Origin of the sequence: Paenibacillus ginsengarvi (assembly GCF_003626695.1) — a bacterium.
GTDB classification, from domain to species: Bacteria; Bacillota; Bacilli; order Paenibacillales; family NBRC-103111; genus Paenibacillus_AB; species Paenibacillus_AB ginsengarvi.
Genome location: NZ_RBAH01000010.1, coordinates 70,844 through 94,833, shown reverse-complemented (window position 1 = coordinate 94,833; position 23,990 = coordinate 70,844). Strand labels below are relative to the sequence as shown.

Below are 23,990 nucleotides of genomic sequence, written 5' to 3'. Positions count from 1 at the left end.
AACTAGAGAAGACAGGAGTGGACCATCATGGCACTGAAACAAACGCTAGTCGCTTTGGACGCGATGGACGACGGATTCGTAAACGGGGAAAAAGTTAAGGCTCTGTTCGCTGCCTATCCCGGCGTGAGCATAACCGTATCGAAAGTAACCGGCCAGAAAGGCAGCACGGACTTTATTAAAATCGTTATTCCCGGCACAAACGGAAAACTGAAAGGCGGAGACGCCCCGACACTCGGCATTATCGGCCGCCTCGGCGGCATCGGCGCACGGCCTAGCCGGATCGGACTCGTCTCGGATGCGGACGGAGCGGTAGCGGCTGTCGCCTCCGCGCTCAAGCTGGCGGATATGCAGACGAAGGGGGATGCGCTGAAGGGCGACGTTATCGTTAGCACTCACATTTGTCCGGACGCCCCGACCCGTCCGCACGAGCCGGTCGACTTTATGGATTCGCCGGTCGACATTTTGACGATGAACCAGCACGAGGTAACGCCGGATATGGATGCGATCCTCTCGATCGACACGACGAAAGGAAACCGCGTCATCAACCATAAGGGGATCGCGATATCGCCGACCGTGAAGGAAGGCTATATTCTTCGCATCAGCGAAGATTTGGTGCGGATTATGGAGATGGCGACAGGACAATTTGCCGTCACGTTCCCGATCACGATGCAGGATATCACCCCTTACGGCAACGATCTGTATCATATCAATTCCATTTTGCAGCCGAGCGTCGCCACCGATGTTCCGGTTGTCGGCGTCGCCGTGACGGCTCAGTCGATCGTACCCGGCTGCGGAACAGGCGCGAGCCATGAAGTCGACATTGCGACAGCCGTCCGTTTTTCCATAGAGGTGGCGAAGGAGTTTACGAACGGAACGTGCCAGTTTTATGATCAAGCGGAGTTCTCCCGCATGACGAAGCTGTACGGCTCGATGAAAATATTGCAAACCGGCGGCGAAAACACCGTTCGCGGGTAAGACTGGCCGGAACATTTACTTTTCTCGAATGGGGGAGACGGTAGTGTCCATGAAACGATTAGGCATGATTACGATCGGACAGGCGCCTCGGAGCGACGTGGCTCCTATCGTTAGCAAATATATCGAGGACCGCGCCGAGCTTGTGCAGGCCGGAGCCCTTGACGGGTTATCCAAGGCTTACATCGAAGGGCAGTTGTATCCGGGAGAAGGCGACTACGTGCTCACCTCACGGCTGACAACCGGCGAATCGGTCGTGATGGCCCGGCACAAAATGCAGCCGCTGCTGCAAAGCAAAATCGACCATCTCGAGGAGCAGGGCATCGAGCAAATTTTGCTGCTTTGCACGGGCGTGTTCCCCGGGCTTGTTACCCGCACCGCTTATTTGATCGAGCCGGATCATATTATTCCTCCTGCGATCAAGGCGATGGTCGGCGGGCGGCGGCTCGGGGTGCTCGTTCCGTTGGCCGAGCAGACCGAAACGCTCAGAGCCAAATACGAGCCTCATGGGCTCGATCCTGTATTTGCCGTCGCTTCGCCGTATAATAAGAGTGAGTCCGAGTATCGGCAGGCGGCCGAGGAGCTGAAGAGGCAGGCCGATCTCGTGCTGATGGACTGCATGGGCTACACGGAGGAAGCGAGAAGTTGGATGGCGGAGGCGACGGGTTTGCCTGTCGTGTTGTCCAACTCGCTGATGGCGAAGCTTGTGTCGGAAATGATTTAAGGAGCTGTGCTAAAGCTCCTAACCGAAGAGGTGTGACGAAGGTGAATTCGCAAATTACCGAGGTCAGCAAAAATGTGCTGCTGAATTGCCTGGCCCTGAAAGCAAACGAATCGTTTCTCGTCGTGACCGACGAGGCCAAAAAGCATATCGCCGAAGCGGTTTGCGAGGCGGGCAAACAGCTTGGCGCGGAGGCGATGCTGGCGGTCATGAAGGAGCGCTCCAAATCCGGCGAGGAGCCGCCGGCCGCCATCGCTGCGGCCATGGAGAAGGCGGATGTCGTGCTCTGCATTACCCGCCATTCGCTTACGCATACGCAGGCGCGCAAAAACGCCGCAAAAGCGGAAGCGCGTCTGGCGACGATGCCTGGCATTACCGAGGACATGTTCCTGGAAGGAGCTATCGCCGCCGACTATGCCGAGGTGCGGGAGCTGACCGGACAGGTGACGGAACTGCTTACGAAAGGCAGCTCCGTACGGATCGAGAAAGACGACTATGCGTTATCGTTCTCTATCGCTCAGCGGGACGGCGTGCCGAGTACGGGCGTTTATGTCAATCCCGGCGAATCCGGGAATTTGCCGTCCGGCGAAGCGTACATTGCTCCGGTCGAAGGAAGCGCAGAAGGGCAAATTCAGATCGACGGATCGATTGCCGGCATCGGTACCTTAAGCTCGCCGGTGCTGCTTACGATCAAGCAAGGGCGAATCGTTCAGGCCGAGGGCGGGGAGGCGGCTGAACGGCTGCTCAGCGTTCTCGGCGACGGCGACGGCCGGTTGCTCGGCGAATTCGGCATCGGCACGAACAAAAAGGCGCGGATTACCGGCGTCGTGCTGGAGGACGAGAAGGTGTACGGAACGATTCACGTCGCCTTCGGCAGCAACAATACGTTCGGCGGCACGGTATCGGCCGGGGTCCATATCGACTGCGTCGTATCGAAGCCGGACGTTTATATCGACGATGTCCCGATTATGAAGCTGGGAGAACTCGTCGAAGCTGGCCGTTAGCTTAGGCTGGACGGGCATCCTGCTTGGGCGTGCTGCCGCAGGGAGATTGTATGTCAAAGGACCGTCGGGGTGATTATCCCTGACGGTTTTTTCTTGTCCATTCAGGATCGGAGCAGACGAGTGGCAGGGAAGCGGAAGCGAAAGTTCCGCTATTGCTGGCGGAGTGCTGCTGACTGAACGATAACGGAAGAAAAAGTTCCGTTAAAGCCGCCAATAGCTCGAGTGGAGCTGGGCAAATAGAGCAATAAAGGAAGTACGGCTTCCGCTATGTTGCCTAGAAGGCTCGCGAAGCGGCGATAACGGAACTGGCGGTTCCCGCTGGGACAGCGGTAACGGAAGTGAAAGTTCCGCTATTGCTGGCGGGGCGGGGCTGACCGGGTGAAGAGGAAGTGAAACCAAAATAACTCCCGCTGGTTTTGCGGGGTTGGGTCGCGGTCGCTCCTCCTTGAACTACGTCGACAGACGTTTTTCCTGCAACGACTCCTAATCACGCAAAGTATTTGTTACTCTATTACAAACCAAGCCCAAAAGGAGGCGATGGACGTGAAAACGATTTTTGCCACGGATTTGCACGGCGATTTGAAGCAGTACGGGGAGTTGGCCCGATTGATTCGCCGGCACGACATCGAACTGCTGCTTCTTGGCGGAGATTTGGCGGCTTTTAGCCGGGAGGCGCAGGAGCAGATCCGCTTTGCCGAGAACGCGTTCGCCGATTTTGTGCGCTCGATTTCCATCCCCGTTATGCTGATTCCCGGAAATATCGAATGGACCGCAACCGCACGGTATTATGAGGAGCTGGCACGAAGTTTGCCTATATCTATTTTGTCCTTAACTCCGTTAACGTTTCGGCAGTTCCCGATTAGCGGGTACCCGTTTTGCAACCCGACTCCGTTTCGGCGCAAAGACTTTGAGCGGAGAGACCGGGCAAGCGATTCGTACGAACATGCGGCGTCCGTGCTGCTATCGGACGAATCCGGCATACTTGCGGAGCAGGACCGGGCGTATTTGAACCGGCTTCCAAGCATCGAGGACGATCTGGCAAGTCTTACGGCAGGCGGCATATGGGTAATGCATGCGCCTCCATACGGAACGAAGCTGGATATGCTGGATAGCGGCGGACACGCGGGCAGCCGGGCGATCCGGCGGTGCATCGAGGAGCTTCAACCGATGCTGACGCTGCATGGGCATATCCACGAATCGCCTTATAAGACAGGGGAATGGGCAGATCGGATCGGCGATACGATCTGCATCAACCCGGGAAGAGGCGAGAGCTTGCACGCCGTCTTATTGACGTTTCAAAACGAACGGTTGGAGTCGGCGGAGCATATTGTATTTGGGAAGGCGATTTTTGCATAGGCGGCTCGGCATTTCACGTTTTTGTGGATCGTTTCTCACTTCTTGACTGCACTACTGAATATTACCGTCTATGAAATCGCATATAACTCTCATATCTAATATTTTAAACTATTAATAATAGTGGTACACTAGAGTGAGGTTATAATGATTATAGAAAAGGTGTGTGACCGGGTCGCACCCTTGCTTGGTTATGGGGTTCGAGCAGGTTCTGCTCTCTTTTCTTCCAATATCAGCGTGTAAGGACGGTTAAAATGAGTGACAGCCAAATGAAAACAGACGTGATTTTAATAGGTGCCGGAGTCATGAGCGCGACTCTGGGGGCGCTGCTGAAGCAGTTGGCGCCGGACTGGAACATCAAGGTGTTCGAGAAGCTGGCGAGCGCGGGAGAGGAAAGCTCCAACGAATGGAATAACGCGGGAACGGGGCATGCCGCTCTGTGCGAGCTAAACTACACGTCCGAGAAACCGGACGGATCGATAGATATTAGCAAAGCTATCAAAGTAAACGAGCAGTTCCAGGTATCCATGCAGTTTTGGTCGTATCTCGTCAACAGCAACCTGATCCGCAATCCGCAAAACTTTATTATGCCGATTCCCCACATGAGTATGGTGCAAGGGGCGCAAAACGTAGCGTATCTCAAAAAACGTTTTGAAGCGATGACCGCCAATCCGCTGTTTCAAGGTATGGAATTTTCCGATAATCCGCAAACTTTAAAAAAGTGGATTCCGCTCATTATGAACGATCGTCCCTCGAACGAGCCCATCGCGGCCACGAGAATCGAATCCGGCACGGATGTTAACTTTGGCGCTTTAACGCGAATGCTGTTTGACTATTTAAAGGGGAAAAGCGTCGACATCCGCTACAAGCACAGCGTCGACCATATTAAGCGTACGGACGGCGGCTTGTGGGAGCTGAAGGTGCGCAATGTCGACAACGGCGCAGTCGAGCGCCATACCGCCAAATTCGTCTTCATCGGCGGCGGCGGCGGAAGCTTGCCGCTATTGCAAAAATGCGGCATTCCGGAAAGCAAGCATATCGGCGGGTTCCCGATCAGCGGCCTGTTTATGGTGTGTAACAATCCGGAGGTGGTCGCCCAGCACCACGCCAAAGTGTACGGCAAGGCGAAGGTTGGCGCGCCTCCGATGTCCGTTCCGCATCTGGATACCCGGTTTATCGACAATAAGAAGTCGCTGCTGTTCGGACCGTTCGCCGGCTTCTCGCCGAAGTTCCTGAAAACGGGCTCGATGTTCGATCTGATCGGTTCGGTTAAGCCGAACAATGTACTGACGATGCTGGCAGCAGGGGCTAAAAACTTGTCGCTGACCAAATACTTAATCCAGCAGGTCATGCTGTCCAAGGAACAACGGATGGAAGAGCTGCGCGAATTCATTCCGAACGCGAAAAGCGAGGATTGGGAATTACTCGTAGCCGGCCAGCGCGTGCAGGTGATCAAGGATACGGATGCGGGCAAAGGGACGCTGCAATTCGGTACGGAAGTCGTAAGCGCCGCCGACGGCTCGGTTGCCGCCTTGCTTGGCGCTTCGCCGGGCGCTTCCACTGCCGTTTCTGTCATGCTGGAGGTCATCGAGAAGTGCTTCCCGCAGCATCGGAAAGCATGGGAACCGAAACTCAAAGCGATGATTCCCTCTTACGGCGTTTCCCTGCTAAAAAAACCGGAGCTGATCCGCGAAATTCATACGTCCACGGCGCGTACGCTCGGTCTGAACAGCGAACTGCAGCCTGCCAAGTAGACGGAGCATCAACAGCGACGAAGCGGCCTTCGTCCCGGATTCAACGGGGCCAGAGGCCGCTTAGCTGTGCTTGTATACGCGCTTTCGTAACCGTCCCATACGGAAAGGAAGGCCAGCGAATGAAAAAGATATTGCTGAAATATTTAACGAAGTATACGACGTTGGATCCGAAGGAACAGCAGGCGATCCTCGATGAGCTGCAAGTTCGTTCTTATCCGAAAGCAGCGGTGCTCCTCAGACAAGGCGACGTGCCCGATAAGTGTTATTTTGTCCTGAGGGGATGCGTCAGGCAGTACTCCGTAGACAGCATGGGTAAAGAAACGACTTCGCGCTTCTATACGGAAGAGCAGGCCGCAACGGTTTTCCATAGCGGCAGTTCCAATGCGGCTTCGCCATATTCGCTCGTATGTCTGGAAGATTGTAATCTAGTTGTCGGCGAGCTGGCGGCCGAAAACGGGATGCTTCGGAAATATTCGCAACTCGAAACGTTAATACGCAAAATGGTCGAGCAAAGCATGGGCGAGGCGCAGGAGGAGTGGTCCTCTTTTATCGCCTCGACGCCCGAAGAGCGCTACAAGGCTGTGCTGCGAAACCGGCCGGAGCTGATCGATCGCGTCCCGCAGCATCAGCTCGCCAGCTACCTCGGCATGACGCCCGAATCACTGAGCCGCATCAAGAAGCGGGTCGGCGGGGCGTTTGCCTCCCCGGAACAGCAGCCATAACCCGAAGCCGAGTTCTCCGGCTATCATCGGCGCCATAAAAATTAGATTGAGGACGTTTATGGCTTCTTTATATTGCGGAAAAAACGCTTTGCCCGTATGAACGATCATATAACCGGCTGCGGCAAGCAGCAGGAGGATGCCGAGGAGACGAGGGATGCGGTCCGAGCGCATAGCCAGCCAGCCGATCACCAAGAGATGCGCGCCGAACAGAATCAGCCCGATCGACCAAACGGATTCGAAGGCGTCGGCGAACATCAGGACAAGCGGCTGAACATACTCGGTCGGAACGGCTGTCAAAGTGCTGGCACGGCTCGACAGAAGCAGCGCGAGGACTAACGGAAGCAGGGCGACCGCCAGTATCGCCGTATAGATTAGGCGGAGCAGGAAGCCGAGCAGCGAAAGCTCGCGATGGATGGGCTCCAGAAATAAGTAAAATGCCCAGGCGACCATCACATCGGCTGCAAGGATGAGTACCCAGCCGAAAATTTCGGCTTTGAAGAGAGCGGCGGAAGACGCGATATTGTGGAAGGTCGCGGCGGCGTCTCCTTGCACCACAAGCTTCCCGTGCGCATATCCGTAGGCGAAAAACGAGACGAGCGTCATAATGATCAGGCCAATGCCGGCGATCCGAGCGGCGTAACGCCGCTTTAGCAAAAGTTTTTCCGCTGTCTTTTTCATTAACGTAACCCCCGGTATTTGAGTTGAAATGCGTCGATAGTTGTTTCACGTATTATAATAAGAGGGGAAGAACCAAACGGCATTGACTTAAATCAAGACCAGGACGATCGGCGAGAAGGAGGGGCATGCGGTTGAACCTTCAAGTGACCACTTTTCATCTGGCTTCGATGTACGAACACCCGAGCATTCGGCAGCTTGCCGCCGATCGGGCGAATAGCCGGCGCTCATATGCGCTGCCGATTCCTTTCGGCTCGGCTACGGCAACGAGGACCCATCTGCGCAGCGGCTTGGAGATCGGCGAATATGAAGGCGTTCTGATGAAGCCGCTGTCGCTTCGCTTTGAAACGAAGTATCCGCATCTGGAAATTTCCTACACGACATCCGGTTATGGAAACTGGTCGGGTGAAGGCAGAGCGCGCGGCTGCGAGATGGCTCCAGGCATCTCGACGCTCGTATACATGGAGGGCAGCCCGGTGCACGCCGAGCTGAGTCCGGACGATCGCCTGTCTCATATGGAGATCCGCATCGATCTGCGCTGCTTCGAACAATTGGGAGCGGAAGTGCGGAGGCTCGCATCAGGCGGATTTTACAGCAGGCAAGTGGCCGGTCATCCGCAAGTCGCCAAGCTGTTCGAGCAGCTCAGAGACTGCCCATACGACGGTTTGCTGCGGCAGCTGTATATGGAGGGCAAATGCTACGAGCTGCTCGCCTGCCATCTCGGTCAGGCGGATGCGGCCCATTCGTCGGACCGGGCTCGCTCCAAGCTGTCCGCGCACGACATCCGCTGCTTGCACCAGGCTCGCGATCTGCTGTCGGCCCGCTGGCGGACCCCGCCCGGACTGCTCGAATTGGCGCGGCTCGCCGGCATTAACGATTTCAAGCTGAAGCTCGGCTTCAAGGAGCTGTTCGGCACAACGGTATTCGGCTATATCCGGCATTTGCGGATGAACGAGGCGCGCCGTTTGCTGGAGGGCGGCGAAGCGAATGTGAGCCAGGCGGCAAGCAGTGTCGGCTACGTGAATCTCAGCCATTTCTCGGCCGCTTACCGCAAGACGTTCGGCTATAACCCAAGCGAATGTTTGCAGCTCAATAGAGACCGGCAGACTGGCATCAGCGAACTTCCATAAATCCGTCCGGCGGTCATAAAGCTCCGTAAAGGGGCGGCGAAACCGTTTTTCCATCCGTACAATGAATGTATACAGCGGCACAAGCGGCGCTATCCGTTCACAAAATGAGAATGATAATCATCATCGATAGTGTGAGGGGAGGGAGAAACGGAGTTTTTCCAGTATCCGATCAAACGCCGCTTGAGCCGGGATACCGGAGGGGAAACGGATGGGAACTATTCGGTTTGGCATGTTTTTCAGTGTATTCGTGGCTATGGTCGGGCTGATGATTATCGCCCCGGTTATGCCGCCGCTCGTAAGGGAGCTAGGCCTCGGCGAGATGCATTCGGGCCTCATCATATCACTCGGCTCTGTGGCTATGGCCGTTATGTCGCCGTTTTGGGGACGATGGAGCGACAAGTTTGGCAGAAGGCCGGTGATTCTCGCGGGTTTTGCGGGGATGTTCGTTTGTTACGCGCTTTTTACCGCCGTTATGTATGCAGGGCTGCATGGCTTATGGAGCGGCAGTCTGCTCATCACAGCGCTAGTTGCGACACGAGCTCTGATCGGTGCCTTTATTCCGGCTGTCCCTTCGTCCGCACAGGCGTATATGGCCGATGTGACGGATGCGCAGGGCCGGTCTGCCGGCATGGCGCTGATCGGGGCGGCTAACGGTCTCGGGCTTGTGCTCGGGCCGGCGATCGCCGGAGGTTTTATTCTGATCGGGCTCATCTGGCCGCTCTACATCGGGGCGCTGCTGCCCGTCGTCGCTTTCGCGGTCGTCCTGCTCGTCGTGCCGAAACGCAAAGCCGTCGTTCATGCCCGTCCGCCGCGGATCGATCCCCTTCAGCGGGGGTTACGGCTTTATCTGCTGTCCGGGCTGACCGTGATGCTGTGCATCGTATCGCTCCAGGTCGTCGGCGGCTTTTACTTCCAGGACCAGCTCGGGCTGACGACCAAGGAAACCGCCCGTTTCGTCTCGTTCGGGCTGATGATAAGCGGCTTCTCGATGATCGGAACGCAGGGTCTGCTCATGAAGCGGTCGAAGCTCGCCCCCCGGCGGCAGCTGCTGTGGGGAGCGCTGCTGCTTATCGGCAGCCTGGCGATTATGCTCCTGTTTGCGCAGCTTTACGTGTATTATGCGGCGTACTTGTTATTCGGCATGGGTGCCGGCCTGATGATGCCGGGCTTCATGACCGGAGCGTCGCTGGCCGTCTCGTCCGACCAGCAAGGAGGCATCGCCGGACTTGTCGGCACGGTGCAAGGGATCGCGGCCGTTGTCGCTCCGCTGCTGAGCACCGGCTTGTACCGTGTTGACAAGCATTTGCCGTATGGCCTTGTCGCCGTGCTGCTGCTTGTTCTGGCAGCATCGCTGCTGCTAGCTCAGCGGTCGAAGGCGAACGCCATGGAGAGAAGTTTGGGGCATTAAGCCAGGTATCCAAAATGGTATTCGGCGCGTCTCCCTCCCTTATGTGCTGAGAGGGCATCCCTGTGGAGTTGGCAAAGCCAAGCGCATCCGTCATAAAGCTCCTCAAGCCGTCATGTAAACATGGCCGATTTCCAAACGAAAGGACCTTAAGCTTCCGCTGCAAAGCGGGACTGAGGTCCTTTTTTGAGCACTTAACCAGGTGAAAGATCAGCATCATAAACCGTACCTCCTCTAAATAACCTCAACCGCTACCGCGCTGATTCCACTCTCCCAGCGCATGCCGATCCCCTCCTATGATCACCGTTTCGGAGTTTGAGAGAATTTTGAGAGAAAGCCTTTCTATAATAGATGAGACGTTACAGAAGTTCCGCGGGTGAAAGTCGCGAAGGAGTTGTCACTATGAGTCGAACCGGCAAAACGACCGTGCTCGCGGTCCTGGTGCTGCTACTGTTCACGGGGACTTTTACCGTGACGCAAGCGGATCCGCCGAATACCTACGAGGGGGATAGCTTATACGCTGCGGTAGAGCGGGCGGTCTTCTACGTGCGGGCTTTGCGCGCCGACGGCAGCTTGAAGGATACGGGCACCGGTTTTGTCGTCCGCCCGGACGGCACCGCGTTGACCGCCAGCCATGTGGTGAATGAGGCGGATGCGATCGAATGCGTGCTGAACGACACATCCGCTGTCCCTTGCCGAGTCGAGGTGCAGGACGCTTCGGCGGATACAGCGGTGCTGAAGCTGTTTCCTCCATCGGACGATTCGGGAGCCGGGAAGCCGTTTTCGTATATTCCGCTCCGTACCCGCGCCGTGAAGATCGGGGAGCGCATATATGCCATCGGCTATCCGATGAAAAATACCGCGATCATCACGGAAGGCATCGTGAATTCGCCCCGCGCCGAGATCAACGGCAGGGATCGCATGCTCGTGTCTTCGCAGCTGGCGAGCGGCATGTCCGGCGGACCATTGCTCGATTCGCACGGCTACGCGGCCGGTGTGCTATCTGGCTCTCTGCGCACGATGAACGGCATTCATCTGGCCGTGGACGCACAACAGGCGCTGCAGGTGCTGGAGCAGATACAGGAGAAGTAAGGACGTTTTCCGAAACGCCTTTTTTGGCGAATTAGGTCCCGCAGCAGATGATCATTGTGCGCGCCAAGAGGCCGTGGATTGCGAAAAGCCGCCTAATAACTGCGTCACAACGGAGGCATGAACAGAGAGGAGATCACGTAATGAACAAATCGGGTAAAGGCACGGGGAAACTGGCGAAGCTGCTGGCAGCCGCTCTCCTGCTTGCTCCGATGCTGCCTGTATTATCGCTGAAGGAGGCGCAGGCAGCCGGGGGGTATGAGGACAGGCTCGTGTACGTAGGGGCCAAAATCATGAACAATAGCACCAGCGGCGTATCGTGGGGCGGCGATTCCAATTACGCCTCGGGCCTTGGCAGCTACAACATGTGGCCCGTCTTTTACAATCAGGCCAAAAGCCCTTCCGATTATCCCGGTATATGGGGGAAATCCGGCGACGGCGACTATGAGGAAGGGGAGTACGACGACGACTACGCGAACCCTGCCGGGGTATACACCGTGGACGGGCATTTCTGGGGCGTTATCCAAGTGAAGGACGTCCCCCAGCTTAAAGCTCTCGCCGAAGGCGGAAGCGCCAAATACCGGGTCAAGGCCCATCTGAATTCGACAACGAGCAACGGCGCTTACATATGGGCCTATGCGAGCAAAGATTATGATTACACGGAATTTGATAAGGGAAATACATACAGTGCCAACTACAACAGTGCCACATCGAAATTCGAAGGTTATTCCCTAGCCAGCGACTCGGAGGATAAGACGGTTGATTCCGGCTGGTTGTCCTTTGGCGTCGACGATTACATCGTCATCCAGACGGAGACGCACGACGCAGGAACCCAAGTAGAGGACATCGTGCTCAGCTTCGGCGATTTCGACGCTCCGGTCATCAGGGATTATACGTTCACTTCCGACGGCAAGCTCAGAGTGAACGCGGCCGGTCAAGAGCAGCTGTTTTTGAAAAAGAACGAATCGATTCAGCTGCAGTACAACTTCAGCGAACCGGTACGCGCCTCGAACCAAACGGCGCAAGTATTCGACAAGCATCTGCTCTATACGGTTCCTGACGGCAACGGTTTGGAGACCGATGCCACGACACAGGGTATGAGTCTGCCCGACGGCTTCCTGAGCACAAGCATTCAGGACAACCCGGCTAAATCGAGCACTTATAAATACATCAAGGCTCTTCCTTATGTGTACAAGGCTTCGGACTACCATCACACCGGCAATAATCCGATCGGCAACGGCGGAGAACTGGAGACGAAAGCTCAGAATACGACGCACAGCATGAAGGAGAGGCTTGTGGAGGCCGATTTCCACGACGCGGCGGGCAATCCGCTGACGATCGCGAACTTCGGCAAGGCTAGCGCGGACAGTCTGCCTTATATAAGCAATCGGACCGTCAATCCGTTCGATTATGATCACGGCGGCTACCGGATCATTGTGGACGCCGTTCCCCCCCAGTACACGCTCACCGGCAACGGCATAACGCCGGAAATTTTGACCGGCCTCGTTCTGAACGATGGGGACGAGATCGAATTCACCGTACAGCTTACGGAGGACACGATCGTCAAGGAAGGCTGGTCGGCCGAAGGTCTGTATCTGCTGCTGAGCAACGGCATGAAGGCAAAATACGTCGCCGAACCGAACACAGGGCCGAATACGAAGCTGTGGAAATTCAAAATGGCGATCCCGGCAGGCGAGGCCGTCAATACGCCGCTGTTGAAAGTAATTGCGCTGACTCATGAAGCGAAGGGGACGGATACGGGAGTCATTCAGGATTACTCCGGCAATCTGCTGATGGATGAGGCCAACAAAGACCGGACGGAATCATCGAACCCGTCCCAAGCCGTGCCTTATACGAAAATCGACCGGTCGCAGCTCACCGTCGACAACACGCCGCCCGAGATCGGCTTCCGCTATTCTCCGGCCGGGGTAACCGGCAGCGTATACGCCAAAGCAGGCAAAATCGCGATCGATGCGAACGACCCGGCCATTAACGTTCCCGCTCTCGACCCGGATCAAAGCTCGGCGACGCGGCCAAGCAAGGGCATTTACCGCCCGATCAACATGACCGGGACCACGCCGGGGGACACGCCCGAGGTCGGGCTTGTCTACTACACGTGGAGCCGAAGCCCCCTCGATCCGTTCCTGGGCAAGGAAGGGGATCATTTTGCCGCTATTAAACGCTACTCCTTGACGGCGGAACAGCCCGGGGAGGCGCTTTATCCCGGAAATACGGTATCGCTGATGGTGGCGAACAACAAGACGAATATGATCGAGCCTCCGGCGGGCGCTTTGGAGCCGGAGAACAGCGGAGCTTGGTATCTTCATTCCTGGACGGCCGACATGTCGTGGGACTCGGCTAGGGAGCTTACGCAGTACGGCAAAATGAAGGCGTTCAAGACCGCCAACGCAGCTCTCTGGCAAGGCTGGGTCAGCGAATACAAAGCTGCTAACGGCGGTGCCTCCGATACGGATGCAGAAAAATACGCAGATAACAAAGCGATGACGCAAGTGGGCAACTATGCGGAGTGGCCGCTGGACGATTTCCGAAAGGATGATTCCAACTGGACGTACGCTATGGCGGCCCTGCTGCTGGACAACAAAAAGCCGAGCGTCGGCTTCGGCACGGTCAGCGGCGATCACACGCCGGAGGTCAAGGTGCAGCTAACCGTTGCCGACGAGCATAGCGGTCCCGGAACGGAGCAGTTCCAGTGGGTCAAGCCCGGAGAAGAGCCGCGCGAGATCGAGTGGCAGAACGTGCCGGCCAGCCGGGAAATTACAACGCTGAACCATGTGCAGGAGGACGGAACGTACCAATTGATCGCGAAGGCGGCGGACAAGGCCGGCAACGTGACCGTGGAGCGGATGGGAACTCCCGTAACCGTGGACTCGGCCGTGAGGATCAGCGCTTCCTTCGCTCCGGATACGGATGGCAGCTACATGAGAAGCCCTGATGTGACCTTCACCATTCGCGGAATCCAGGTGGAGAGCGTCAAGTACGCGCTGACCGGTACGGCGGCGGCTCCCGCCGACTATCCGTCCGTCTCCCAATCCGTGTACCAGTTCGTATACGGCACCGTTGGCGGAGCGGTTTACGGCACCGGCGGAGGAATATACAAAATTACCGCCGATCCGAATGTGAACGGGACGTACGCCGTCCACGTGAAAGTCAAAGAAGCCGGTAAGGACATGTATTACACGTATTCGAAGCTGTACCGGACGGATAACGAGGTCCCGGTCGTTTCGTTCAGCAAAACCGGCGTCTCTTATCCGCTTGAGCAGCAAAAAGTCATCGTAACTGTAAACGATCGGTTAAGCGGAGTAATGCTGAGGAAATACCAGTGGCTTCGTTCGGGTGTTCCCGCGCCGGATAAAGACGCTGCAGGCTGGCTGGAGCTTCCGGCGGACGGCGCTGTGACGATCGGTTCCGCAGGCTTGTCTCCGGGGGAAAGCGCGGATTATGTGCTCTACGTACTGGGCGAGGATGCCGTTCTGAACAGCGCCGTTGCCCATACGGATACATTCAAGGTTATGCGCAAGCAGGAAGGCGGGATTCCCGTCGCCGCCGACTCCGATCTGCTATATCTATACGAGGAGGTTGGAAACGGCTATACGGCCGTCGTCCGGCTGAACCTGGAAAGCGTCGTGAAGGAAGGCTACAAATATGCCGTCTCTACGGACGGCGGAAGCAGCTGGAGCAGGTGGCTTCCTTACTCGAACTTTATCGAGGTGAAGGGACTTGCGGGCCGTAGTCCGGATCAAGGTTCCATTCAGGTCCGGTATATGGCGCCGGGCGGCGCGGTTAGCGCGGCGGCAAGGCTGAAGACGGGCTCTGCGTCCCAAGCCGAGCCGGTATACGCGACAGCAGCTCACAGCACTTTGCAGCCTGTCAAATCGGCCGAGTTTGTGCTGGAGCTGAAAGTTCCGGCCGGCATCCGTGCCGTACCGTCCGCAAGCCGCAATCCGGCCGAGCCGACACGGATCAAGGGCAACAAATTCGGTATAGGCCAAAACGGCGTTTACTCCTTCGACTTGACGGATGTGGCGGACAGCTCCAGAACGGATACGCTCTTGGTCGTGGTGGACAACCTGGACGACGTGTCTCCCGAAGGCAGCATCGACTATTCGATGACCGCCAGTACCGCAGGCCATGTGCTCGCGAGGCTGGAGGCTTCCGAGCCCGTAAGAATTATGAACAATGACGGAAGATCGACTTACACCTTTACCGAAAACGGCAGCTTCACGTTCCATGTCGAGGACGAAGCGGGCAACCGCGCTTCCGTGACGGCGGACGTATACAACATCGACAGAACCCCGCCGGAAGCGGCGATCGTACGCGCTTATGCATACGGGGATAACGGCAGCCAGACGTTCAAGACGATTCGCGACGGAGACGGCCGTGTCGTTTGGGCCGAAGGAGTTGTTCTGTATGTGGAGAAGCCGGGCCCTCAGGCCGAGGACTTCCAGATCGTCAGAGGCGCGAACGGAACCGTTCTCCGGTATAACGGGGAAGCGGAATTTACTATAGCCGATACGGCGGGCAATACATCCGTGCTGAGCGATACGATTACGACGATCGTTCCGTACTTGCCCGATCCGGATAGCATCCAGTACGAGTTTGTCGATGAGGACGGGAATTTGCTGCCGAGCGATCGTATCGCCCAGATCGGCGGCGTCAAGGTGGCCCGGGGCAGGATGAAGGTGACGGTATCCGGCCATGTGCAAGCGCCGAACGAAGTATTTCTCGGCACGGTTCCGGCAAGTGACGGAAACGGCGGCTACACGAACCGGATCAGCGGCGGGGACGGCACCTACAGCTATTCCCGAATTTATGCGGCCGACGGCCGGACGACCATGGCCATCAGCGATCTGCTCGGTCACGTGAACAAGGTGCCCGTTACGGTCCAGGGACTAGACAATAAGGTGCCGGTCATCGCGTTGAAAGAGGCGGTGGCGTTCGTCCAGCGGAATCAGCCCGATTTTAACCCGTTAACCGGCTTGGGAGGTTTTACGGTATCCGACGATTGGTCGAAGCCGGAGAACATTTCCGTTCAAGTAAGCGGCCTCGATTTGTCCCGCATCGGCGGACAAACGGCGACGTATACGGCGACGGACGAAGCGGGCAATACGGCGACCGCCGAACAGCGCGTATACGTGCTTCCGGACGACGGTCTCACCATAATCGGCAACGGTATTCTCGTTTCAGCGGCTCAGCCCGAGAAGGTACTGTTCGACACGAATGTAGTGACGTTCCAAATTTCCAAATACAACCTGATGGATGTAGGCGGGGAGTCTCTCGTGAACGAGTGGGGAACGTACGATGTATTTTACCAAAGCGGCATTTACCGGGAAGGCCAGATGAAATATATGGCGCAAGGCTTGTCTCTGGAAGAGCTTCTGAAGATGTCGTATACGGTACAGTTTCCGCAGAAGGGCTGGTATACGCTCGTAGTCCGAACGCAGGAGAGGGAACGGGAGTTTGCTACATTCTTCGTAGGAAACACGAACAAGTAATTCCGAGACAGCTTAAGGAGGCAAGAGGGCGGTATGAAAAGCTTGAAATCAAGGCTCGCGGCATGCGTGGTATATATGCTGCTCCTAACGTTATTCGTCGGTATCGCACCCGTGTCCGCACTGGCCGATCAGGTTCAACATTCAGGCGTGACGGTTATCTCGAACGATTTCATCAAGGTGACCGTCAACAATGCCACGGGGCGTTTCGGTATCCGTACGGTGGAGGGGCAGCCGATCCGCAAGAAAGACCAGAACGTGAACATGTTGTTCGGCGGAGACGATCCGCAGACGTCGTTCACCACCTTCCGGATCGACGGAACGGATTACATTTTCGGCAATCCGTATAAATTTGCCGCAGACTTCTTCTCCGAGGTGACCCTGCCCCGGATAGTGAACAACACAGACGGAACGCGGCAGATCGAAACGGTATGGTCGATCAAGGGCATCGCGATCAAGCAGATTTTGAAGCTGTACACGGACTCGGCGGACAAACAAAATGCCGGCAACGTCAATGTGCGCTACGAGGTCGCGAATACGACCGGAGCCGATGTAGAGGTCGGCAGCAGGGTGCTGCTCGATACGATGGTGGCCGGCAACGATGGTCCGGCCTTCCAGATCGGCACATCGTACAAAACGCCCCTTATGGTCGAGAGGAAGCTGGTGCATAATCCCGAGGACGACCCCGGCATCGCAGAAAGAGAGAGGCCGCTGTACAAGCTGCCTCCTTACTGGGTCATGCGGGACCGGCTCGATCTGACGAACCCGCTCGCCACGAACGTTATCGCTTACGGGCTTAACAACTTTTCCGAGGGTAACATCAACATCGTGGACGAAATGATCGTCGGCCATTGGAACAGACTGGCGAATACGAAATGGGATTACACCGTAGATCCGAATCTGGACTTTACGAGGGATACGAACGACTACGGCACCGCCGATTCCGCGGTCGCCTTCTACTGGAATCCCGACCGCATCCCCACAGGAGCGATGAAAAGCTTCGAGACCGTATACGGTCTCGGCGAAATGATCCAGCCAGACAAGGTGTTCTCGATCCGCTACATGGATACCGTGGAGCAGTTAGCCACGCTGGACGACGGAAGCGCCTATAAGGACGAAGGCATTTTCAACATTATAGCCGAAGTGGAAAATATTCAGTCGTTCCAGATGGAGCATTCGTACGTCGATCTGGAGCTTACGCTTGAGGGCGGTCTGGACTTTTTGCAGCTAGACGAGAAAGGCCAGATCGTCAGGGATGCCAGCGGCAACGCCCTAACGACCCCATACAGGTCAGCCGGTCTCACGTTCCGCAAGGAGGCGACGCCGGAAGAGGCGAACAATGGCATCCAGCCGAAGTACAAGCCGGGCGATACGATTACCGTATCGTTTAAGGTGAAGGCGAAGGGCAGAGCCTGGCCGTCGGTAAAGGAATATTTGCTGACGGCCAAAAGCCCGGAAACAAGCCGGAAGGTAGAATCGGTTCAGGACGAAGGCATTAAAGCGGAGTATACGTCCTCGAAGGGCGGCTTCATTTTCCTTCCCCCGGTTGGAACGGCGAGCCCCACTTACGTGTATGCGATGTCGCCGGAAGAGGCTTACAGCAAGGACGAGAAATATATCACCCTGAATATGTCGAATATCGAAGCGTATAACGTAGGGAGCGAGCAGGTGGCTCCGAACTTCGATCTGTTCTTTAAGGAAACGATCACCGGCAAACGGTACAAGGTGCCGGTCAAGGATTCGGTGCTCATCCAGCCGACGGACGAAGGACTTACGGGAGATATGCGGATTACGTACCGCGGCGGCGATCTAGTGGACGAATACGGGAAGGTGCAAACGGCCGGCCTCGGTCCGGAGCTGCCGCTCGGACAATATCGGGCGGAGATCCGTTATAAAGGCGGAAACGACGAGGAAATGTCGGCGATGTATAGCGTCGTGACGCCGCAGACGTTTCTAGTCACCGATAACGAAAAGGCGCGAATTCGCGAAGCAAAAATTTTGACCGTTACGAAAACGACGTTGGACTTAAGGGTTAACGCCGTAAAGGATCTGGTCAATCCGGCCGCCAAGCTGGCCGAGGTGAACCGGGCGTATCCGGGCTACCGGGTGCCGGATGTCGGCAAGCTTGCGGCGGACGTCACGCAATTCGCGACGTTCAAAACGGCGCTGGTGGCGGCAAGCAAAGGAATTGATCCGACCTTCGACGAGAAGGGGCTGCTCGACTTCGAGCATGTGTCCGCCTACCGGATCGAAACGTTCCAGAGCGAAGAGGAACTGAAACGCAGCAAGAGCGGCGGCGACGAGATGCTGGTCGAGATCAGAGGCATGATCAAGCAGATCGGAAGCGGCGACAAGGCGGAATATGTGGTCGACACGAAGACGGAGCCGGCCATTATTAACAAAACCGTTGCTTACAAGGGCAAGGACATCGTTTTCGTCAAAGGTCAGCTTGAAGCGCTGGGCATGAGCACAAGCCTGCCGTTTCTGAGCACGTTGTTCGTCAAGGGCGACGGCGATCTGACAATCTACAACAGCGGCTTCCTGTTTTACCGCGGCGAGTGGACGCTGGACTTCTTCAACAGCTTCAACAAAACGTTCAGGCTGAGCGAAGAGGAGCAGGCGGCGAAGGATGAAGCGGCTCGACAAAAAATAGCCGAGGAGAAAGCGAAGAAGGCCAAGGAAAATCCCGAGGACAGCACCTTGAACGGCGCGCTGAAATGGGCGGCCGGGGCGGCCAGGGAGCGGATGAATCCGCTGCGCCAAGTGGTGCTGGACAAGGTGTACTTTAACAAATACAGCATGTACGCCACGCCGGGATTTTCGATTAGCGGACTATCTCTGGCTCTCAGCGACTTCCTGCTGCGCGAGGACGGGGTATCGTTTGCCGGCACCTTGAACCTGAAGGTGGTGGAGCCGGAAATCAAGGACGTGTTGTTTAACGACAAAGGCTTTGTCGGCGTCGATGCGGCCCTGAAGTTTAATCTGGACAAGGATATGGGCCTGCTGGGGTCCCAGAACAAGAAAACAGGAGAGAAAGACGCTAACGGGAAAGACAAGGTCATCAAGGGCGAAGGCACTACCGGGGACGTGTCCGGGGAAGTGAACGTAACCCACTATGTGCAGAAGATGCCGGGCATTTCGAACAAATACGGGATGAAATTTCAGGCGGAGCTGAAAAATATCGCGACCATAAGCGCCGAGCTCGGCTTCAAGCAGGTGGCCGACGGCCGGGTGTTGCCCGATGTGATCGCTTTTGGCGCCGAGGATATGGACCCGGGGATTCTCATTACTGGAGCTACGTATTTGACGGGCGTGAGAGGGGCGATCCGCGAGCTGGCGGACACGATCGCCGGCGGCGACGGCGCCGTGCCTTTGACCGTGGGAGCCGGAGTAGATATCAAGTTCGGCATTCCGCCGGCCACCTTCTACGGCTCCATCGATTTGCTGCTGAAGATGTCGGGCATCCGGCTCGAAGGCAAGCTGGATTATTCGCCGAGCCCGACGTCGGAGCGGGTCGAGATGCTGACGATGGCGCTGATCGAAGCGCAGTGGTTCACGCCCTGGTTCGTCAGAGCCGAGGCCGAGCTGGACGTATTCGGCTGGGATGTGATCATCGGCAATGCGAGAATTTTCGTTGGTCAAAATTTGGAGAAAAACCGGATCGACTTCGAAGGCTTTGTCGGAGCGAAGGTGCAGATCCCTTCCGACATCCCGATCATCGGGGGCATTCCGATCGGCAGTGTGTTCATGGGACTGAACAACGACAAAATATGGGGCGGCGTCGGAATCGGCATCGGTTTCCTCGTGATCGAGGTCGGCATCACCTATTACTGGAGCGGCGATCTGGAATTCGGCACCTCGGGAGAAGGGCTGCCGGAAGGGCTTGCCTACATGCAATTGCAAAACGGCGAGAGCAGGCCGAAACTGGTCGTCGTTGGAGAGGGCATAGAGCCGGTGGCGACTTCGTGGACGGCGGCCGAAGCCGGGCTGCACGAGATTCAGTACCGGAGCGCAGGAAACGGCGTCACGCTGCTGGATAACGGCTCGATGGACGTTGGCATCGGCGGTATTACGGTATCGAACGACGGCAAGCGCCACGTGCTTCCGATGGGCAGCGTAACCGGGAACGGCCTGCTTGAGGTGGAATATTACGCGAACCAGCCTCCCGCGCTGATTATGCAGGATAACGCCCGCGGTACCCAGTATCCGATCGTCTTCTACGAGGCGGGCGCTGCCGTGACGCAGGGAACCGTAGCGGAGAAAGGGCATTTGCCGGCTTATACGCAGCTGATCAAGGGCGATCCGTCGCAAGGCACGATCGACCGGAGAAAAGCGTATGTGGCGATTCCGAAGGAAGTCATCCAGGGCGGAAGCTGGACGCTGTACGCCGACCAGTCCGTGCAATCGAAGCTGCTGAACATCCCGCTTCCTCCGAAGCTGGATGAGGTCAAGCTGACTCCGGACAGCAGCGATTCCAAGCTGTTCCAGGCTTCCTGGAAGGCGAGCAACGCAGGCAGCGGAGATACGATCAGTCTTTATTTGACCAAGGATGCCGTCACCGGTGCATCGGAAACAGCCAAGGGGGGCGGCGGCAAAAGCGTCGAAGTGCCTGCTGTCGGAGACCCGGGTATTCTGATTGCCAAAGATTTGCAAGTCGGCGGCGCCGGAAGAGGCAGCACGACCATCGATGTGAGCAGGGTGCCGCTGCTTGGCGGAATCGAAGATATACGGGGACTGCTCGAGCAGGGAGATTACTACTTGCGAGCGGAGCTGCACTCCGTTGCAAGCTTCTCGACGCGAACGTCGGCTGAGAAATTCCGGATCGCCGATCCGCTGGCGCCGGATCCGGTCAGCCAAATGAAGCTTACGCCGGCGGGCAACGGGTATTTCGAGCTTTCGTTTAAACCCGGCGCGGAAAAGCCGGGGCAGGCGGGTTATCCCCGCAGCTATCGTATCGACGCGTTCCGGGAAGGAGCGGGAGGCAAGCTTTCGGCTTATTCTCCTTTCGGCACGATTACGCTCGACGAGGAGGGGCTTCGGGACTATTGGAACCCGTCTTCGGGCGAGTACGAGCATATCCGGCTCGGAGGATGGTCCGCGTTCTCGACCTCGAAGCAGGTGGACCATTCGACGCTTGCGGGAAGCTCCGCGGAAGGTCTCAAGTATACGGGGCTTGAAGTCGGCAACGAATACGTGGTCGGCGTCACGGCGACGGTCCAGCCTCCGAAGAACGTGGACCCTCGCGAGAACTGGCATTCGGCGGTCAGGGCGGATTCCGTCCGGACGCTGCTGCCGGCGCCGCAGAAGCCGAAGCTGATCTCGCAGGCCGGCGTGACGGACGCTTCGGGCAAGTCGATCAAGCTGCTGACGCCTAGTACGACGCAGTCGATCGCGCTCGTATCCGATCAGACGGATGTCGAAGTGGAAGCCATCTACTCGGATAAAACGATCGCGTCCGTCCAGCTTGCCAATCAGGGAGGCGGGAGCTCGGGCACGCTTAACCTGAACAGCTTCCCAACCGACGGGACGTACGGCATCGAGCTGAAGGCAAGAAACAAGCATACGGGCGATTACTCGATCACGATGCTGTATTTGACCGTAGATACGACCGCTCCGGTTCTGTACATCGCTTCGCCGAAAACGGGGGACCGCACCTCGAGGGGCGCGGTTACCGTATCCGGGATGACCTCTAGCGACGCCGGGCTTACGGTGAACGGCACCCGCGTCGAGGTGCAGGCGAACGGCGCTTTCTCCGGGACTGTGCCGGTATCCGGCAGCGAGGCCAGAATGAAGCTGCACTTCGTGGCCGTGGACGGAGCGGGAAATCGCAACGAAGCGGATGTCGATGTGACGAATGACGGCTTCAAGGCGCCGGTCGCGCTCATTTTGAGAACATTGCCCGATATGGGCGTCGGGGAACAGAAACGGGTAGAAGCTTATCTGAAATATGCGAATGGAAAAGATGCTGCCGGCAAAATCAGCTACCTGGAGGTTCCTGTCGCGGGCGAAGATTTGGCAAGGCTGAGCTTCGCGAGCTATATGGGATCGGCCGTTCAGGTGGCGGAAGACGGAACGCTGCAAGCGATCCGGTCCGGCTCCAGCATCGTAAGCGCCAGCTACCAAGTAACCGAGGACGTGTCGTTAAGCTCCATGACCGTCGTCAAGGTACCGAACAAGCTGGAGGTTATATCGGCGACCTCGAGCAAAATCGACAATACGGGCGGCAAAACAAAGATCAGCGTGGCGGGCGCGGGAGCTATGGATGAAGCCGAGCTCGTGTACAGCGTCGGGGCAGCCGCGCCGAAGCTGAACGACGATTTGTCGCTGTGGGCGGCGCTGCCGGCCGACCGGATCATTCCGGCTTCGGACGGGAACTACGTCGTTATCGCCAAACGAAGCTCCGAAGACAAGCGGGCACTCGGTGCAAGTCCGAGGATCGCCGCTCAAGTATGGAAACCTCTCGCCGTAGGCGGGGGAGGCGGCATGGGGGGAATGAACGCCGAGGCATCCGCAAGCATAAACGGCAAAGCGGTTGCCGGACAGCTGCGAGACGGTGTGCTCACGCTCCCCGTATCGGGCAAAGGATTGAGCGGAGAACTGCACGTAGTCTTGAACGATAAGTCCGCTCATACGTTCATTGTTAATCTGGACCAGCATGTGCGCGGCGATCAGGCCATCCGCATCGATACGACGCTCGCCTCCGTCATGCTTAGCGCAGGCTCGCTGCTGCAAGGAACCGACGGCTCGCGAGTGAGAATCGCGAAAAACGGCGAGTTGGACGTACAGGGTCTTCGGACCGTAGCGGACGAGCTCGGCGCCCGGATGCTGGGAGACGGGCTGACGTTCGAGCTGCCGATGAAGGAAGACCGCTATGCGGCAGTCCGCATCCCGGTGGACGGTGTGACGGCAGAGGAGCTTACAGCCGTCATCCTGCAGGATGACGACGGCAGCTGGACGACGGTCCCGTGGAAGCTCGTCGTATCCGGGGACCAGGCTTATGTGGAAGCGAATCTGGCCGGAAGCGGCAAGCTTGCCTTTATCGGCGGCAGCCAGTCTGCATTCTCCGATGTGGCGGACAGCTTCTGGGGCAAAAACGGCATCGATGAAGCGGCGGCCAAGCTCCTTATGGTCGGCCGTGAAGAGGGCAAGTTCGATCCGGACAGCCAAGTGACGCGAGCGGAATTTGCTACCGTGCTGCTCCGCGCGGCAGGGCTGATGAATAAGACCGGTTCGGCGCCGTTCAGCGATGTAGCGAGTGACGACTGGTTCTGGCGGAGTGCGGCTATCGCTTCCGCGAAAGGAATGGTTCAAGGCTTCGAAGACGGCACGTTCCGACCGGATTTGCGGCTTACCCGGCTTCAGGCTATGGTAATGGCCGGAAGATTGTTGAACTATGCGGGCATCGGAGCCGCTCTTGGCAGCGAAGAGGCCGAGAATACGCTGGCTTCGTTTGCCGATCGTGCGGCGTTGCCGGAATGGGGTGTCGCGGATGCGGCGCTCAGCGTCAAGTACGGGGTCATCGAAGGAACGAACGCAGGACTGGATGCCGAAGGCGAGCTCACTAGAGCGCAGGCGGCGGCCATTGCGATCCGGCTGGAGAAGCTTTTGACACCGAAATAAAGCGAGGTTCCATCATCCAGCCCGAAGCCGATCCG

At 57.2% G+C, this 23,990-nt stretch carries 11 protein-coding genes and 1 pseudogene; 11 read left to right on the top strand and 1 reads right to left on the bottom strand.

Annotated features, from left to right (window positions below; genetic code table 11):
• Nucleotides 1-27 precede the first annotated feature (27 nt).
• The 6 genes and pseudogenes from D7M11_RS15335 to D7M11_RS15310 all read left to right on the top strand — a co-directional run bounded on the left by D7M11_RS15335 (nt 28) and on the right by D7M11_RS15310 (nt 6,526).
• A complete protein-coding gene (locus tag D7M11_RS15335; RefSeq protein ID WP_120748119.1) occupies nt 28-975 on the top strand; it encodes a DUF1177 domain-containing protein in 948 nt (315 codons plus the stop codon).
• A 49-nt stretch (nt 976-1,024) separates the two neighbouring features.
• Nucleotides 1,025-1,696, top strand: a complete 672-nt coding sequence (locus tag D7M11_RS15330) for an AroM family protein (RefSeq protein ID WP_193556204.1) — start codon at nt 1,025-1,027, stop codon at nt 1,694-1,696.
• Between the two features lie 41 nt (nt 1,697-1,737).
• Complete coding sequence (locus D7M11_RS15325; protein ID WP_120748117.1) at nt 1,738-2,697, top strand: aminopeptidase; 960 nt, start codon at nt 1,738-1,740, stop codon at nt 2,695-2,697.
• A gap of 543 nt (nt 2,698-3,240) precedes the next feature.
• Entirely contained in the window at nt 3,241-4,053 is an 813-nt protein-coding gene (locus D7M11_RS15320) for a metallophosphoesterase family protein (protein WP_158606632.1), read from the top strand.
• Nucleotides 4,054-4,292: 239 nt separating this feature from the next.
• A pseudogene (locus tag D7M11_RS15315) lies at nt 4,293-5,804 on the top strand (malate:quinone oxidoreductase); the annotation flags it as partial.
• Between the two features lie 119 nt (nt 5,805-5,923).
• Nucleotides 5,924-6,526, top strand: a complete 603-nt coding sequence (locus D7M11_RS15310) for a Crp/Fnr family transcriptional regulator (RefSeq protein ID WP_120748114.1) — start codon at nt 5,924-5,926, stop codon at nt 6,524-6,526.
• Here D7M11_RS15310 and D7M11_RS15305 read toward each other — a convergent pair.
• Nucleotides 6,464-7,204, bottom strand: coding sequence for a DUF4386 domain-containing protein (locus D7M11_RS15305; RefSeq protein WP_120748113.1), 741 nt, complete (start codon nt 7,202-7,204; stop codon nt 6,464-6,466). The two genes, D7M11_RS15310 and D7M11_RS15305, sit on opposite strands and share 63 nt — an antisense overlap.
• 131 nt (nt 7,205-7,335) lie before the next feature.
• Here D7M11_RS15305 and D7M11_RS15300 point away from each other — a divergent pair, with 131 nt between their 5' ends.
• The 5 genes from D7M11_RS15300 (at nt 7,336) to D7M11_RS15280 (ending at nt 23,955) form a co-directional block, all read left to right on the top strand.
• Entirely contained in the window at nt 7,336-8,331 is a 996-nt protein-coding gene (locus D7M11_RS15300; protein ID WP_120748112.1) for a helix-turn-helix transcriptional regulator, read from the top strand.
• A 208-nt stretch (nt 8,332-8,539) separates the two neighbouring features.
• Nucleotides 8,540-9,739, top strand: coding sequence for an MFS transporter (locus D7M11_RS15295; protein ID WP_120748111.1), 1,200 nt, complete (start codon nt 8,540-8,542; stop codon nt 9,737-9,739).
• A gap of 399 nt (nt 9,740-10,138) precedes the next feature.
• Entirely contained in the window at nt 10,139-10,828 is a 690-nt protein-coding gene (locus tag D7M11_RS15290; protein WP_158606631.1) for a S1 family peptidase, read from the top strand.
• Between the two features lie 140 nt (nt 10,829-10,968).
• Nucleotides 10,969-16,338, top strand: coding sequence for an Ig-like domain repeat protein (locus tag D7M11_RS15285; protein ID WP_158606630.1), 5,370 nt, complete (start codon nt 10,969-10,971; stop codon nt 16,336-16,338).
• A 33-nt stretch (nt 16,339-16,371) separates the two neighbouring features.
• Nucleotides 16,372-23,955, top strand: a complete 7,584-nt coding sequence (locus tag D7M11_RS15280) for an S-layer homology domain-containing protein (RefSeq protein ID WP_120748108.1) — start codon at nt 16,372-16,374, stop codon at nt 23,953-23,955.
• Nucleotides 23,956-23,990 lie beyond the last annotated feature (35 nt).